Origin of the sequence: Streptomyces atriruber (assembly GCF_001418325.1) — a bacterium.
Classification (GTDB): Bacteria; Actinomycetota; Actinomycetes; order Streptomycetales; family Streptomycetaceae; genus Streptomyces; species Streptomyces atriruber.
On sequence record NZ_LIPN01000146.1, the window covers coordinates 16,171 to 31,431 of the forward strand.

Annotated in this window: 15 protein-coding genes; 11 read left to right on the plus strand and 4 right to left on the minus strand. The window is 71.5% G+C overall.

The window, feature by feature from the left end; genetic code table 11:
* Positions 1-11 precede the first annotated feature (11 nt).
* Together AOK03_RS16705 and AOK03_RS16710 are read right to left on the minus strand one after the other, a co-directional pair.
* Complete coding sequence (locus AOK03_RS16705) at positions 12-1,001, minus strand: hypothetical protein (RefSeq protein ID WP_244177638.1); 990 nt, start codon at positions 999-1,001, stop codon at positions 12-14.
* Positions 1,002-1,113: 112 nt separating this feature from the next.
* Positions 1,114-1,719: a dihydrofolate reductase family protein gene (locus AOK03_RS16710; RefSeq protein WP_055566060.1), complete on the minus strand. Its 606-nt coding sequence runs from the start codon at positions 1,717-1,719 to the stop codon at positions 1,114-1,116.
* Positions 1,720-1,884: 165 nt separating this feature from the next.
* On the opposite strand from AOK03_RS16710, the gene argC reads away from it, so the two are divergent.
* From argC to AOK03_RS42625, 6 genes are read left to right on the plus strand one after another with little or no spacing between them, the layout of a single operon-like run.
* Positions 1,885-2,925 carry an N-acetyl-gamma-glutamyl-phosphate reductase gene (argC, locus tag AOK03_RS16715; protein WP_055566061.1) on the plus strand — a complete coding sequence of 347 codons (1,041 nt, stop codon included), beginning with the start codon at positions 1,885-1,887 and terminating at the stop codon, positions 2,923-2,925.
* On the plus strand, positions 2,922-4,076 hold the full coding sequence (gene argJ / locus AOK03_RS16720; protein ID WP_055566062.1) for a bifunctional glutamate N-acetyltransferase/amino-acid acetyltransferase ArgJ: 1,155 nt from the start codon (positions 2,922-2,924) through the stop codon (positions 4,074-4,076). The genes argC and argJ overlap by 4 nt, the downstream gene beginning before the upstream one ends.
* Positions 4,073-5,026, plus strand: coding sequence for an acetylglutamate kinase (argB, locus tag AOK03_RS16725; protein ID WP_055566063.1), 954 nt, complete (start codon positions 4,073-4,075; stop codon positions 5,024-5,026). The genes argJ and argB overlap by 4 nt, the downstream gene beginning before the upstream one ends.
* Entirely contained in the window at positions 5,023-6,228 is a 1,206-nt protein-coding gene (locus tag AOK03_RS16730; RefSeq protein ID WP_055566064.1) for an acetylornithine transaminase, read from the plus strand. Before argB ends, AOK03_RS16730 begins: the two co-directional genes overlap by 4 nt.
* A 7-nt stretch (positions 6,229-6,235) precedes the next feature.
* Complete coding sequence (locus AOK03_RS16735; protein ID WP_055566065.1) at positions 6,236-6,781, plus strand: arginine repressor; 546 nt, start codon at positions 6,236-6,238, stop codon at positions 6,779-6,781.
* A 47-nt stretch (positions 6,782-6,828) separates the two neighbouring features.
* Complete coding sequence (locus tag AOK03_RS42625; RefSeq protein WP_157868976.1) at positions 6,829-7,425, plus strand: hypothetical protein; 597 nt, start codon at positions 6,829-6,831, stop codon at positions 7,423-7,425.
* 18 nt (positions 7,426-7,443) lie between these two features.
* Here AOK03_RS42625 and AOK03_RS16745 read toward each other — a convergent pair whose 3' ends face one another.
* Both AOK03_RS16745 and AOK03_RS16750 read right to left on the minus strand, forming a co-directional pair.
* Entirely contained in the window at positions 7,444-8,454 is a 1,011-nt protein-coding gene (locus tag AOK03_RS16745) for a bile acid:sodium symporter family protein (protein ID WP_055566090.1), read from the minus strand.
* 57 nt (positions 8,455-8,511) lie between these two features.
* Positions 8,512-9,111, minus strand: a complete 600-nt coding sequence (locus AOK03_RS16750; RefSeq protein WP_055566067.1) for a pyridoxamine 5'-phosphate oxidase family protein — start codon at positions 9,109-9,111, stop codon at positions 8,512-8,514.
* A 166-nt stretch (positions 9,112-9,277) separates the two neighbouring features.
* On the opposite strand from AOK03_RS16750, the gene AOK03_RS16755 reads away from it, so the two are divergent.
* The 5 genes from AOK03_RS16755 to AOK03_RS16775 all read left to right on the plus strand — a co-directional run bounded on the left by AOK03_RS16755 (position 9,278) and on the right by AOK03_RS16775 (position 15,199).
* The gene (locus AOK03_RS16755) at positions 9,278-10,474 is read left to right on the plus strand and encodes an argininosuccinate synthase (RefSeq protein WP_055566068.1); all 1,197 of its coding nucleotides are present in this window, start codon (positions 9,278-9,280) and stop codon (positions 10,472-10,474) included.
* A 57-nt stretch (positions 10,475-10,531) separates the two neighbouring features.
* A complete protein-coding gene (gene argH, locus AOK03_RS16760; RefSeq protein ID WP_055566069.1) occupies positions 10,532-11,962 on the plus strand; it encodes an argininosuccinate lyase in 1,431 nt (476 codons plus the stop codon).
* A 103-nt stretch (positions 11,963-12,065) separates the two neighbouring features.
* Positions 12,066-13,040 (plus strand): aldo/keto reductase, encoded by a 975-nt coding sequence (locus AOK03_RS16765; protein WP_055566070.1) that lies wholly within the window; start codon positions 12,066-12,068, stop codon positions 13,038-13,040.
* 69 nt (positions 13,041-13,109) lie between these two features.
* The gene (locus tag AOK03_RS16770) at positions 13,110-13,661 is read left to right on the plus strand and encodes a TetR/AcrR family transcriptional regulator (protein ID WP_244177639.1); all 552 of its coding nucleotides are present in this window, start codon (positions 13,110-13,112) and stop codon (positions 13,659-13,661) included.
* The gene (locus tag AOK03_RS16775; protein ID WP_055566072.1) at positions 13,658-15,199 is read left to right on the plus strand and encodes an MFS transporter; all 1,542 of its coding nucleotides are present in this window, start codon (positions 13,658-13,660) and stop codon (positions 15,197-15,199) included. Before AOK03_RS16770 ends, AOK03_RS16775 begins: the two co-directional genes overlap by 4 nt.
* Positions 15,200-15,261 lie beyond the last annotated feature (62 nt).

The following is a 15,261-nucleotide window of genomic DNA, read 5'->3' on the forward strand; positions in this document are numbered from 1 at the left end:
GACGCGGTCCGTCAGTCCCTCGGTCGTACCGCGTCGGCACGCGGCCGCAGGCGGGCGTGGAGGGCCGCGAAGGCCGTGTACGCGAAGGGGAGGACCACGGCCGCGGCGACCAGGACGCCGACGACGACCGGCGCGAGGATGCCCGCGTAGTACGCCGCGAAGAAGTTGCCCGTGGCGTCTTCGAGGAGGGTTCTCACGGCGGGGCGCAGCGGCAGGGCGAGCTGCGTCACGAGCCGGATCAGCCCGGCGGTGAGCGCGGCCAGCGGCAGCGCGAAGGCCAGGACCCGGACCAGGCCCGCGCGTGACCACGTCAGCGACCAGGAGCGGCGCAGGGCCGCGAGGGGGCCGAGCCCGTCGGCGGCCGCGGCCGGAGCGAGGGTGAGCGAGAGGCGCAGCAGCGCGGCGACGAGCAGAGCGGCCGCGGGGGAGGCGTCGACGAGCTCGTAGGCCAACGTTCCGCGCTCCAGGGGCAGCGGGGTGTCGAGCTGGCTGCCGGTGAGCTGGTGCGCCACGATCATGGCGGTCAACGGCAGGAGCCACACGACCAGCCCGCGCAGCGCGTACACGGAGAGCACCGCGCGCAGCCGTGAGCGGACCACGGCACGTGACGGGTCCTCCGGTGAAGCCCCTCCGGTCTCCGCCGCGACGGCCCGGGAGCACACGGTCTGCAGGGCCGCGCTGCCGATGCCGAGGAGGAGCAGGAAGAGCGGGAGCGTCCACAGGGCGACCAGCGTCAGATCGCTCCCATCGTGCAGGTAGGGGTCCTCCAGGTAGCGGTAATAGAGACGTTGGTTCCGCATCTGCGTGAAGACGGGCCAGGCGAGCGCGAATATCGCGGCGGTCAGCAGCAGCCAGGCGAGTCCGGACAGGCCGACGACACGTGCCGTCGCGCCCGCCAGAGTGCCCCGGTGGCCTCGTAGGACGGCGAACGTGGTGGCGGTGCCGCCGCGTTCCTCGCCGCCGTCCGCCAAGGGCACCGTGCGGTCGTGCTGTGTGGGCATGAAGCGAGCCTTCTGTGCGTTCCGGTTCCGTTCCCGGCAAGGACGCCCGACGGACCGTGAACGGTTCTCTGCCCGTCCGGCGGCAGCCCGGGCCGGCGGACGCGGCGCGAGGTCACGCAGGGGCGCCGAGCGGCGGGTGCTCCAGCACGCGGGGCTTGTACTCGACCAGCTGGATACGGCCGTCGAAGGTGCGGTGCTCGGTCATCTCCAGGGCGACGTCCGGATAGCCGTCGTAGATGCGCTCCTCACCCGTGGCCCCGGTGATCACCGGGAACATCACGACCCGGAAGCGGTCGACGAGTCCGGCGCGCAGCAGGGAGCGGCACAGGCTGAGGCTGCCGATCGTGCTGAGGAGCCCCGAGCCGCTCGACTTCATGGCGCGGACCGCCTCGACGGCGTCGTCGCGGACGAGCGTGGCGTTGGCCCACGTCAGTGGCGACTCGAGCGAGGAGGAGAACACCACCTTGGACGCTCGCGTGAGCTCGTCGACGGACGCTTCTTCCTCGGGCCTGAACTCGTCTTGGCCGCTCGGGACCTCGCCCGCGGCGAAGCCCGACATCAGGCGGTAGGTGTTCGCTCCCATCAGGTAGGTGGCCTCGGGCTGCTTGCCGAGCCACGCGAGGTACTCCGGGCCCTCCAGGCCCCAGAACCCGGGCCAGCCCTCTCCCGACGCATGGCCGTCGAGGGAGGTGATGAAGTCGACGAGAAGCTCCGACATGGTGGTCCCCTTCCTGAGGTGTCACGAGCTTGGACCGGCCGCGAGAGGCAAACTCATCGGCCGCGCCGCGCAGTGGGAACGATCGGCCGGGTCGCGGCGGAACCGATGCCGATTGCATAAAACTGCAGCGTTACGTATAGTCATGCCATCCAAGAGGAGGGTTCCATGAGGGTACGCGCAGCAGTGGCAGGGGCGAGTGGGTACGCGGGCGGCGAGCTGCTGCGTCTGCTGCTCGGGCACCCCGAGGTCGAGATCGGCGCCCTCACCGGCAACGCGAACGCGGGCCAGCGCCTGGGCGCGCTGCAGCCGCATCTGCTGCCGCTCGCCGACCGGATCCTGGAGCCGACCACGCCGGAGGTCCTCGCGGGGCGGGACCGCCCGCACGACGTCGTCTTCCTCGCCCTGCCCCACGGCCAGTCCGCCGCCGTCGCCGAGCGGCTCGGCCCGGACGTCCTCGTCGTCGACATGGGCGCGGACTTCCGGCTGAAGGACGCGGGGGACTGGGAGAAGTTCTACGGGAGCCCGCACGCCGGGACCTGGCCCTACGGCCTGCCCGAGCTGCCGGGTGCACGCGCCGCACTGGCGGGGTCCAAGCGCATCGCGGTGCCCGGGTGCTACCCCACCGCGGTTTCCCTCGCCCTCTTCCCGGCGTACGCGGCGGACCTCGTCGAGCCCGAGGCGGTGATCGTCGCCGCGTCCGGCACCTCCGGCGCGGGCAAGGCGGCCAAGCCGCACCTCCTCGGCTCCGAGGTCATGGGGAGCATGTCCCCGTACGGAGTCGGCGGAGCCCACCGCCACACGCCCGAAATGATCCAGAACCTCAGCGCCGCCGCCGACGCCCCCGTCACCGTCTCCTTCACGCCGACCCTGGCCCCGATGCCCCGCGGCATCCTCGCCACCTGCAGCGCGAAGGCCAAGGCGGGCGTCACGGCCGAGTCCGTGCGGGACGCGTACGCGAAGGCGTTCGCCGACGAGCCGTTCGTGCGGCTGCTCCCCGAGGGGCAGTGGCCCGCCACCGCCTCCGTGTACGGCTCGAACGCCGTGCAGATCCAGGTCGCGTACGACGAGACGGCCGGGCGCGTGATCGTCATCAGCGCCATCGACAACCTGACCAAAGGCACCGCGGGCGGCGCCCTGCAGAGCATGAACATCGCCCTCGGCCTCGACGAGGCCACCGGGCTCACTACGATCGGAGTCGCGCCGTGAGTGTGACGGCAGCCAAGGGATTCACGGCGGCGGGCATCGCCGCCGGCATCAAGGAGAACGGCAACCCGGACCTGGCCCTCGTGGTCAACACCGGGCCCCGCCTGGCCGCCGCGGGCGTCTTCACCTCCAACCGCGTCAAGGCCGCCCCCGTCCTGTGGTCGGAGCAGGTCCTCAAGGGCGGCCTCGTCTCCGCCGTCGTCCTCAACTCCGGTGGCGCCAACGCCTGTACGGGACCCCGGGGCTTCCAGGACACGCACGCCACCGCCGAGAAGGTCGCCGACGTGCTGTCCCTGAACGCGGGCGAGGTCGCCGTCGCGTCCACGGGGCTCATCGGCGTCACGCTCCCCATGGACAAGCTCCTGCCGGGCGTCGACAAGGCCGCCGGTGAACTCTCCGCGCACGGCGGCGAGAAGGCCGCCATCGCCATCAAGACCACCGACAGCGTGCACAAGACGTCCGTGGTCACCAAGGACGGCGGCTGGACCGTCGGCGGCATGGCCAAGGGCGCGGGCATGCTCGCCCCCGGCCTCGCCACGATGCTCGTCGTGCTGACCACGGACGCCGACCTGGAGGCCGACGTCCTGGACCGGGCGCTGCGGGACGCCACCCGGCTCACCTTCGACCGCGTCGACTCCGACGGCTGCATGTCGACCAACGACACCGTGCTGCTGCTGGCCTCCGGAGCGGCCGAAGTCACCCCTGAGTACGCCGAGTTTGCCGACGCCGTCCGCGAGGTCTGCGCCGACCTCGGCCGCCAGCTCATCGGCGACGCCGAGGGCGCGAGCAAGGACATCAAGGTCGACGTGGTCAACGCCGCGAGCGAGGCCGACGCCGTCGAGGTGGGCCGCTCCATCGCCCGCAACAACCTCCTCAAGTGCGCCCTGCACGGCGAGGACCCCAACTGGGGCCGGGTGCTCTCCGCCATCGGCACCACCTCCGCGGCCTTCGACCCGAACCAGCTGAACGTCGCCATCAACGGCGTATGGGTCTGCAAGAACGGCTCCGTCGGCGAGGACCGCGAGCTCGTCGACATGCGCTACCGGGAAGTCGTCATCACCGCCGACCTGGCGGCAGGCACGGAGTCCGCGACGATCTGGACCAACGACCTCACCGCGGACTACGTCCACGAGAACAGCGCGTACAGCTCATGAGCACTCCCACCGCGCGCAAGCACACCGCGCTCCCCAAGGCCCAGACCCTCATCGAGGCGCTGCCCTGGCTGACCCGGCACCGTGGCAAGACCGTCGTCATCAAGTTCGGCGGCAACGCCATGGTCGACGAGGCCCTGAAGGCCGCCTTCGCCCAGGACGTCGTCTTCCTGCACCACGCGGGCCTCAGGCCCGTCGTCGTGCACGGCGGCGGACCGCAGATCAGCAAGGCCCTCGACCGGCACGGCATCGTCAGCGAGTTCAAGGCGGGCCTGCGCGTCACCACCGAGGAGGCGATGGACGTCGTACGGATGGTGCTCGCCGGACAGGTCCAGCGCGAGCTCGTCGGCCTGCTGAACCAGCACGGCCCGCTCGCCGTCGGCCTCACCGGCGAGGACGCGCACACGATCACCGCCACCAAGCACCAGCCCCGCATCGAGGGTGAGCTGGTCGACATCGGCCGGGTCGGCGAGATCACCGAGATCGACACCGGCGCCATCGAGGCGCTCCTTGCCGACGGCCGCATCCCGGTCGTCTCCTCGATCGCCCGCTCCCAGGACCCTGAAGAAGGGGGCCATGTCTACAACGTCAATGCTGATACGGCGGCTGCGGCACTCGCTGCGGCGCTTGATGCCGAGACCCTGATGGTCCTCACGGACGTCGAGGGCCTCTACGAGGACTGGCCGAACAGCGACGAGGTCATCAGCCGCCTCACCGCCACGGAGCTGGAGAAGCTCCTGCCCGAGCTGGCCAGCGGCATGGTCCCGAAGATGGAGGGCTGTCTGCACGCCGTGCGCAACGGCGTCGAGACGGCCCGTGTGATCGACGGACGCGTCCAGCACTCGATCCTGCTGGAGATCTTCACCGACGAGGGCATCGGCACGATGGTCGTGCCCGACCACGACGAGAACACCGGTACTGACGAGAGCACCGGTGCTGAGGGGGAGTCATGAGCAACCAGGAGCTGACCGCGCGCTGGCGGGACGCACTCATGGACAACTACGGCACTCCGAGGCTGCCCCTCGTGCGCGGCGCCGGCACCAAGCTGTGGGACGCCGACGGCAAGGAGTACCTCGACTTCGTCGGCGGCATCGCGGTCAACGCGCTCGGCCACGCCCACCCGGCGATCGTGGAGGCGGTGAGCGCTCAGATCGGCGCCCTCGGCCACGTGTCGAACCTCTTCGTCGCCGAGCCGCCCGTCGCGCTCGCGGAGAAGCTGCTGCAGCTCTTCGGCCGTGAGGGCCGGGTGTACTTCTGCAACTCCGGCGCAGAGGCCAACGAAGGCGCGTTCAAGCTCGGCAGGCTGACCGGTCGCCCCCACATGGTCGCCACTCGGGGCGGCTTCCACGGCCGCACGATGGGCGCGCTCGCCCTCACCGGACAGCCCGGCAAGCAGGAGCCGTTCGTACCGCTGCCCGGAGAGGTCACGCACGTCCCCTACGGCGACGTGGACGCCCTCCGCGCAGCCGTGACCACCGACACCGCCTTCGTCATCATCGAGCCGATCCAGGGCGAGAACGGCGTCGTCGTGCCGCCCGCGGGTTACCTCAGGGCGGCCCGGGAGATCACCGAGGCCACCGGGACCCTCCTCGTCCTCGACGAGGTGCAGACCGGAATCGGTCGCACCGGGCACTGGTTCGAGTACCTGGCACACGACGGCGTACAGCCCGATGTCGTCACGCTCGCGAAGGGCCTGGGCGGCGGGCTGCCGCTCGGCGCGACCGTCGCGTTCGGCGCCGCCGCCGACCTCTTCAAGCCCGGTCACCACGGCACGACGTTCGGCGGGAACCCCGTCGCGTGCGCCGCGGGCCGCGCCGTGATCGACACCATCGAGGCCGAGGGGCTCCTCGACAACACCAAGCGGGCGGGCGAGAAGCTGCGCGACGGAATCGAGTCACTGGGACACCCGCTCGTACGGCATGTAAGGGGCTCGGGGCTCCTGCTGGGTATCGTGCTCACCGAGCCGCTCGCGCCGCGGGCGCAGCAGGTGGCCCAGGACGCCGGCTTCCTCGTGAACGCGCCCGCCCCCGATGTCGTACGGCTGATGCCGCCGCTGAACGTGCGCGACGACGAGGTGGACGCATTCCTCGGGGCCCTGCCCGGCATCCTGAGCAAGGCTCTTGAAGCCGACGGGGACGAACGATCCGGAGAATGAGACGACGATGAGCCAGGCGCAAGGCAACGAGCACGCCGACCACGCGGGTCCCGCCGTGCCGCAGACCCGCACCGCACGCCACCGCCGGATCGTGGACATCCTCAACCGGCAGCCGGTGCGCTCCCAGAGCCAGCTGGCGAAGCTGCTCGCCGACGACGGTCTGACGGTCACTCAGGCGACGCTCTCCCGGGACCTGGACGAGCTGAACGCGGTGAAGATCCGCAACGCCGAGGGCGACCTGATCTACGCGGTGCCGAGCGAGGGCGGTTTCCGCACCCCGCGCGCGCCGCTGGGCGAGTCGGCCAAGGAGGAACGGATGCGGCGCCTCTCCGCGGAGCTCCTGATCTCCGCGGAGGCCTCGGCGAACCTCGTGGTCCTGCGCACCCCACCGGGCGCGGCCCAGTTCCTGGCCTCCGCGATCGACCAGGCCGAACTGCACGACATCCTCGGCACGATCGCGGGCGACGACACCCTGATGCTGATCAGCAGGGAGCCGACGGGCGGCCAGGCACTGGCGGACCACCTGCTGCGCCTGGCCTCGAACGAGCACTAGGGTCACGGTCTTCCGCCCCGTACGTCCCGCGCCCTACGGTTCACCGCATGAGTGGACGACGTACGCGTTGCCTACCGCTCCTCACCGCCGCCTGCGGTGCCGCGCTGCTGCTGGTCACGTCGTGCGGGACCGACGGCGGCGCGCCCACCGCGCGCGCCGGTGAGGCGGAGCCCGCCGCGTCCGGCGGCAACGGGGGCCGCTTCGAGGTGAAGTGCCACGAGTCCTTCACCTTCGTCGAGGGCACCCCGCCCGCCGGTCACCCGACGAGCTGCCCCGAGCAGCCCACGTCGCGCCCGACGCCCACCGTCACCATGACGCCCCGCTTCGAACGGTCGAGGGGCTGGGGAGGGCCGACCTGTACGCCCAGGGACAGCCAGGGCGTGACCCGGCACGGGTCCCTGGTGCGGTGCTTGCCGGACGGTGACGAGCGCGAGTGGGTCTGGCCGCCGGGGCCGACCGAGGACGAGCCCTGTGCCGACGAGAGCGAGTGGGTCATCCGTACCCCTCTGCGCAGCATGGTCTGCCGCGACGGGGTCTGGGTGCGCGAGCCGTTGAAGAACCCCGAGCCCGAGTCCTCGGACACGTCGAAGCCCCGGTTGCACCCGCCCGCCGGGAGGTGGCACACAGGCGTTCCCGGTTCGTGACGGGCCGCCCCACTCGGCTCAGGGCCGCTCGCCCCGCCGCGCCCGATACGACAGCCAAGCGGCCACCAATGCCCCCGAGACGTTGTGCCACACGGAGAACACGGCCGCGGGCAGGGCGGCCAGCGGGCTGAAGTGGGCCGTGGCCAGGGAAGCGGCGAGGCCCGAGTTCTGCATGCCGACCTCGAAGGCCATCGCGCGGGAGGCCGGCGGGCCGAGCCGGGCCAGTTTGCCCGCGCCGTAACCGAGCGCGAGGCCGAGCCCGTTGTGCAGGAACACCGCGAGGAACACCAGCGCCGCGGCCGACTTGATCGCCTCGGCGCTGCCCGCGACGACGATCGCCACGATGGCGGCGATGGTCAGTGCCGACAGCCACGGCAGCGCGCCGAGCACCCGGTCGACGTACCGTCCGAAGAGCAGGCGCACGAGCAGGCCCGCGATGACCGGGAGCAGCACGGTCTTGAAGATGTCCGTGACCATCGAGCCCGCGTCGACCGGCAGGTACTCGCCCGCGAGCAGCAGCGTCAGCGGCGGTGTGATCAGCGGTGCGAGGACCGTCGAGACGGTGGCGACCGACACGGACAGGGCCACGTCGCCGCGTGCCAGGTAGGTCACGACGTTGGACGCCGTGCCGCTCGGCGCGCAGCCCACCAGGATGACGCCCGCCGCCAACTGCGGTGACAGGCCGAGCGCGTGGGCGATCAGCCAGCCGAGGCCCGGCATGATCACATAGTGGGCGACCAGGCCGAGCGCGACGGCCCAGGGCCGCTTGACCACGCCCTGGAAGTCGAGCGGGGTCATGGTCAGGCCCATGCAGAACATCACGACGCCCAGCAGGTACGGGACGTTCGTTCCCCAGCCCTCGAAGGCGTCCGGCAGGGCGAGCCCGAGCGCGCCCGCGGCCAGTACGAGGACGGGGAAGACGGTGACGGCGCGGCGGGCCGCCTTGTCGGCGGCCCCCGTCCCGCCGGTGGGGGGCCGGGGGCCTGCGGTCGTCGTCCGGGAGTCGGCGCTCGTCTGTTCGGGTTGCACGGCGCGATGCAACGCCCCGGCCGTGTGCGCGTGCAACCCCGTCTCGGTATGTGGTCGCTACACGGAGGGCTGAGCGGGGGTCGGCGGCAGGGGCAGCGGGAGTCCGGGGAGTCCGTCGATGCTCTGCGCGATGTGGTCCTTCTTGGTGAAGTACGCGCTCAGCGACTCGTCGTCCTCGCGCGCGAAGCGCTTGCCGTGCAGGTCGCGGTCCTCGTCGTACGTCATGAAGGGCACCGCGTATCCGCAGGTGTCGCGGATGAGGTCGGCCGTCACGACGATGACGGCGCGCAGGCCGTGCGGGCTCGGGTCGATGCCGGGGAAGTGGCCGAGCAGCTCGGTGAAGCGCGGGTCGTCGCGGAAGACGGGCTCGCCGCGGCCGTGTACCCGCACGATGTTGGGCGGCCCCTGGAAGGCGCACCACATGAGGGTGATGCGGCCGTTCTCCCGCAGGTGGGCGACGGTCTCGGCGTTGCTGCCCGCGAAGTCCAGATAGGCGACGCGCTGGTCGTCGATGACCGCGAAGGAGCCCTTGAGGCCCTTGGGGGAGAGGTTGATCGTGCCGTCGTCGGCGAGGGGCGCGGTCGCCGTGAAGAACATCGGCTGCGCCTCGATGAAGGTGCGGAGCCTGCCGTCTATGCGTTCATGCGTCTTTCCCATGGCCGGGGATTATCGACCAGGGGTCCTTTGGCTGTCTAACTACTTTGGGTGCCCTCCGTCACGGCGCCGCGCGGCGCCCGCCGAGGCAGCGCATTGACGAAACATACGGAGCACTGCATACTCATGCATAGCACCGAATGAACGCACCGCATGCAGGGAGGGCCCCGTGACCGAGCGCGTCGTACTCGCCTACTCGGGCGGTCTGGACACCTCCGTCGCCATCGGCTGGATCGCCGAGGAGACGGGCGCCGAAGTCATCGCCGTCGCCGTCGACGTCGGCCAGGGCGGCGAGGACCTCGATGTCATCCGCAAGCGCGCGCTCGCCTGCGGTGCCGTGGAGGCCGAGGTCGCCGACGCCAAGGACGAGTTCGCCGAGGAGTACTGCCTCCCGGCGATCAAGGCCAACGCCCTCTACATGGACCGCTATCCGCTGGTCTCCGCCCTCTCGCGCCCCGCGATCGTGAAGCACCTGGTGGCCGCCGCCGAGAAGCACGGCGCCTCCACGGTCGCCCACGGCTGCACCGGCAAGGGCAACGACCAGGTGCGGTTCGAGGCCGGCATCGTCGCCCTCGCCCCCGACCTCACGTGCATCGCCCCCGTCCGTGACTATGCGATGACCCGGGACAAGGCGATCGCCTTCTGCGAGGAGAAGCAGCTCCCGATCGCGACGTCCAAGAAGTCGCCGTACTCCATCGACCAGAACGTCTTCGGACGCGCCGTCGAGACGGGCTTCCTGGAGGACATCTGGAACGCGCCGGTCGAGGACATCTACGAGTACACCTCGAACCCCGCCGAGCCGCGCGGGGCCGACGAGGTCGTCATCTCCTTCGAGCAGGGCGTCCCGGTCGCGCTCGACGGCAGGCCCGTCACCGTCCTCCAGGCGATCCAGCAGCTCAACGAGCGTGCGGGCGCCCAGGGCATCGGCCGGATCGACATGGTCGAGGACCGCCTCGTCGGCATCAAGTCCCGTGAGGTGTACGAGGCTCCGGGCGCCCTCGCCCTCATCACCGCCCACCAGGAGCTGGAGAACGTCACCGTCGAGCGCGAACTGGCGCGCTACAAGCGCCAGGTCGAGCAGCGCTGGGGCGAGCTGGTCTACGACGGCCTGTGGTTCTCCCCGCTCAAGCGCGCCCTGGACGGCTTCGTCGACGAGGCGAACCAGTACGTCACCGGCGACATCCGGATGAACCTGCACGGCGGCCGCGCCGTCGTCACGGGCCGCAGGTCCAGCGAATCCCTCTACGATTTCAACCTCGCCACCTACGACTCGGGCGACACGTTCGACCAGTCCAAGGCGCAGGGCTTCATCGAGATCTTCGGTCTTTCCGCGAAGATCGCCGCACGGCGCCGCACGCGGGCCTGACCCGACGCGACCTCGCGCCACCCGCATTTCCAGCAACAGCCTTGAGGAGCACGTGCAGTGAGCAGCAACAACGGCGGTGACGTCCGGCTCTGGGGCGGACGGTTCGCCGACGGGCCCGCAGAGGCCCTGGCGAAGCTGTCGGCATCGGTCCACTTCGACTGGCGCCTCGCGCCGTACGACATCGCCGGCTCCCGAGCCCACGCACGCGTGCTCCACACGGCGGGCCTGCTCACCGCGGACGAGCTGACCGGCATGCTGGACGGGCTCGACCGGCTGGAGGCCGACGTGGCCGACGGCTCGTTCGTCGGCACCGTCGCCGACGAGGACGTCCACACGGCCCTGGAGCGGGGCCTGCTGGAGCGGGTCGGCCCGGACCTGGGCGGCAAGCTGCGGGCCGGCCGGTCCCGCAACGACCAGGTGGCGACGCTCTTCCGGATGTACCTGCGCGACCACGCCAGGATCATCGGCGGCCTGCTCGCCGAGTTCCAGGACGCGCTCGTGGGCCTCGCCGAGGCGCACCCCGACGTCGCCATGCCGGGCCGCACCCACCTGCAGCACGCCCAGCCCGTCCTCTTCGCGCACCACGTCCTCGCGCACGTCCAGTCGCTGTCCCGGGACGCGGAGCGGCTGCGGCAGTGGGACACCCGGACGGCCGTGTCACCGTACGGCTCCGGCGCGCTGGCCGGTTCCTCGCTCGGTCTCGACCCGCAGGCGGTCGCCGCCGAGCTCGGCTTCGAGCACGGTTCGTCGGCCAACTCCATCGACGGGACGGCCTCCCGCGACTTCGTCGCGGAGTTCGCCTTCATCACCGCGATGATCGGCGTGAACCTCTCCCGGATCGCCGAGGAGATCATCATCTGGAACACGAAGGAGTTCTCCTTCGTCACCCTCCACGACGCCTTCTCCACCGGCTCGTCGATCATGCCGCAGAAGAAGAACCCGGACATCGCCGAACTGGCGCGGGGCAAGTCCGGCCGCCTCATCGGCAACCTGACGGGCCTCATGGCCACGCTCAAGGCCCTCCCGCTCGCGTACAACCGGGACCTCCAGGAGGACAAGGAGCCGGTGTTCGACTCCTGCGACCAGCTGGAGATCCTGCTCCCCGCCTTCACCGGCATGATGGCGACGCTCACCGTCCACCGCGAGCGCATGGCGGAGCTGGCGCCGGCCGGTTTCTCGCTCGCCACCGACATCGCCGAGTGGCTGGTCAAGCAGGGCGTGCCGTTCCGCGTCGCGCACGAGGTCGCGGGCGAGTGCGTGAAGGTCGCCGAGGCCGAGGGCAAGGAGCTCGACGACCTCACCGACGACCAGTTCGCCAAGATCTCCGAGCACCTCACCCCCGAGGTGCGCACGGTCCTGAACGTGCCGGGCGCGCTGGCCTCCCGCAACGGCCGCGGCGGCACCGCCCCCTCGGCCGTCGCCGACCAGCTCGCCGACGTCAAGGCGGACCTGTCGGTCCAGAAGGAGTGGGCGGGCGCCCGCAGGTGACACGCCCACAGGTGACACGCCCGCAGGTGCCCGGCCGCCTCGGGTGACAAAAGGGCGTCGCGGGTTACGTTGACGGGGAACCCCCTACAACGAGGAGCCCGCGATGCCCTTCGCCAGGCTGGCCGCAGCCACGACCCCGACCGCGCACATAGGGCTCGGTCTCGCCGCCGTCGGCAGGCCCGGTTACATCACGCTCGGCCGTGACACCGACCTGCCGCCGTCCCGCAGTGTCGAGGCCCTGCGCGAGCGCACCCTCGAACTCCTCGACGCCGCCTACGCGTCGGGGGTCCGCTACATCGACGTGGCCCGGTCCTACGGCCGCTCCGAGGAATTCCTCGCCGACTGGCTGAACGCCAGGCCCGACATCGGCGACGTCGTCATCGGCAGCAAGTGGGGCTACACCTACACGGCGGACTGGCGCACCGACGCCGAGGGCCCGCACGAGGTCAAGGACCACAGCCCGGCGGCGTACGCCCGCCAGCGCGCCGAGACCGCCGAACTGCTCGGCGACCGCCTCGACCTCTACCAGGTGCACTCCGTGACGCCCGAGAGCCCGGCGCTCACCGACAAGGAACTCCACGCCCGCCTCGCCGAGCTCGCGGCCGAGGGCGTCACCGTCGGTCTCTCGGTCAGCGGCCCCGAACAGGCGGCCGCGATCCGGGCCGCCCTCGCCGTGACCGTCGACGGGGAGCCGCTCTTCCGCACGGTCCAGGCGACGTACAACATCCTGGAGAGGTCCGCGGGGCCCGCCCTCGCCGAGGCGCACGACGCGGGGCTCACCGTGCTCGTCAAGGAAGGCCTGGCCAACGGCCGCCTGGCCGATCCGTACGCGCCCACCGTGCTGCGCGAGGTCGCCGAGGAGACGGGCCTGGGCTGCGACGCGGTGGCGCTCGCCGTCCTGCTGGCCGAACCGTGGGCGGGCGTGGTCCTGTCCGGCGCGGCGACCTCGGTCCAGCTGGTCTCCAACCTGCACGCCGCCGCCGTCGACCTGGACGCCGGGCAGGTGGAGCGGCTCGTCGGGCTCGTCCAGGACCCCGCCGCGTACTGGGAGGGCCGCGCGCGGCTGCCCTGGAGCTGACGACCGCGGAACAGCGGGCGACCATAAACGCATGAGACAAAGATGTCTCATGCGGCTTATGGTTGTCTCATGTCAGTCGATCGCGATCAGGTCCTGCGCAGCGCCGCGGCCCTGCTCACCCGCAAAGCCACCGCCACCATGGACGAGGTCGCCCGCGCCGCGGGCATCAGCAGGGCGACCCTCCACCGCCACTTCGCGGGCCGCGACGCGCTCGTGCGCGCCCTCGAAGAGCTCGGCCTCCAGGAGTGCGAGGCCGCCCTCGCCCGGGCCGGGCTCGACCAGGGCAGCGTGAGCGACGCGCTGCGGCGCCTGGTGAAGGAGATCGAGCCCGCCGCCGGCCTGCTGGCCTTCCTGTACACCGAGAACCAGCTCTTCGAGGGCGACGCGCAGAACGGCGGCTGGTCCCGCATCGACGACCGGCTCGCCGCCCTCTTCCGGCGCGGCCAGGAGAGCGGCGAGTTCCGCATCGACCTCACCCCCGCCTGGCTCACCGAGGCGTTCTACGGCCTGATCGGCTCCGGCGCCTGGGCCGTGCAGGACGGCCGGGTGGCCGCCAACGACTTCTCGTACATGATTGCCGAGCTGCTGATCGGCGGCGCGCAGCGGAGAGTGGAATCATGACCAGCACCCACAAGGAGGCCGCGGCGCCCGAGGTGGAGCGCAGCCCCGGCCGCTGGCTCGCGCTCGCCGTGCTCGCCCTGGCCGTGCTCCTGGTCGCCGTCGACGCGACCGTGCTCGGCCTGGCGACGCCGTACATCAGCGAGGACCTCAAGCCGTCCGGCACCCAACTGCTGTGGATCGGCGACGTCTACTCCTTCGTCATCGCGGGTCTGCTCGTCTCCATGGGCAGCCTCGGCGACCGCATCGGCCGCAAGAAGCTGCTGCTCACCGGAGCCGTCGCCTTCGGCGCGGTGTCGGTCCTCAACTCGTACGCCACCAGCCCCGAGCTGATGATCCTGGCGCGTGCCCTGCTCGGCGTCGCGGGCGCGACGCTGATGCCGTCGACGCTGGCCCTGATCCGCAACATCTTCCACGACCCGCGCGAGCGCAGCCTCGCGGTCGGCATCTGGGGCGCCATGGCGTCCGCGGGCGCCGCCGTCGGGCCCGTCGTCGGCGGCTTCCTGCTCGAACACTTCTGGTGGGGCTCGGTCTTCCTGATCAACCTCCCGGTGATGGCCGTGCTCGTGCTGGTCGGCATCAAGTTCCTGCCCGAGTCCAAGAACCCGGCGCCGGGTCCCTGGGACCTGATCAGCGTCGTGCTCTCCCTCATCGGCATGATCGCCGTCGTCTACGCCATCAAGGAGGCGGCCGCGCACGGACTGCGCTGGGACGTCGCCGCGGCCGCGGTCGTGGGCGTCACCGCCCTCGTCTGGTTCGTACGCCGCCAGCTCACCCTCCCCGCGCCCCTTCTGGACATGCGGCTCTTCCGCAACCGCGGGTTCTCCGGGGCGGTCCTCGCCGATCTGCTGACCGTCCTCGGCCTCTCCGGCCTGGTCTTCTTCCTCTCCCAGTTCCTGCAGCTCGTGCAGGGCAGACGGCCGTTCGAGGCGGGTCTCGCCGAACTGCCCGCCGCGGTGGGCGCGGTGGGCGCGGGGCTGATCGCGGGCATGGTGGCGCGGCGGTTCTCGGTACGGATCGTGGTGGCCGGCGGTCTCGCGGCGGTGGGGCTCTCGCTCGCCGTGCTCACGGCACTCGACCAGAGCACCGGCTATCCGCTCCTCGGCGCCTCGCTCCTGGTCGTCGGCATCGGCGCGGGCTTCTCGTTCACCGTGACCGCCGACGTCATCCTCTCCAGCGTCCCCAAGGAACAGGCGGGTGCGGCCTCCGCGGTCTCCGAGACGGCGTACGAACTGGGCGCGGCCCTCGGCATCGCGCTGCTCGGCTCCATCGTCACCGGCGTCTACCGCGACTTCACGGCCCCGCCCGGGACCCCCGCCGACGTGGCGTCGGCCGCGCACGAATCGCTCGGCGGCGCGGTGGAGTCCTCGGCGGCCCTCCCGTCCGCCCAGGCGGACGTGCTGCTCTCGGCCGCCCAGTCGGCGTTCGTCGACGGCCTGCGCCTGGCGGCGGGAGTGGGCGCGGCGGTCCTCCTGGCCACGGCAGCGGCGGCCTGGTTCCTCCTGAAGAACCAGAAACTGGAGGACGGCATCGAGCACTGACCTCCAGCCCTGGGGGAGGGCGAACCGCCGTCGTGCATCCGCGGCCCGTCGCCGGCCGCTCG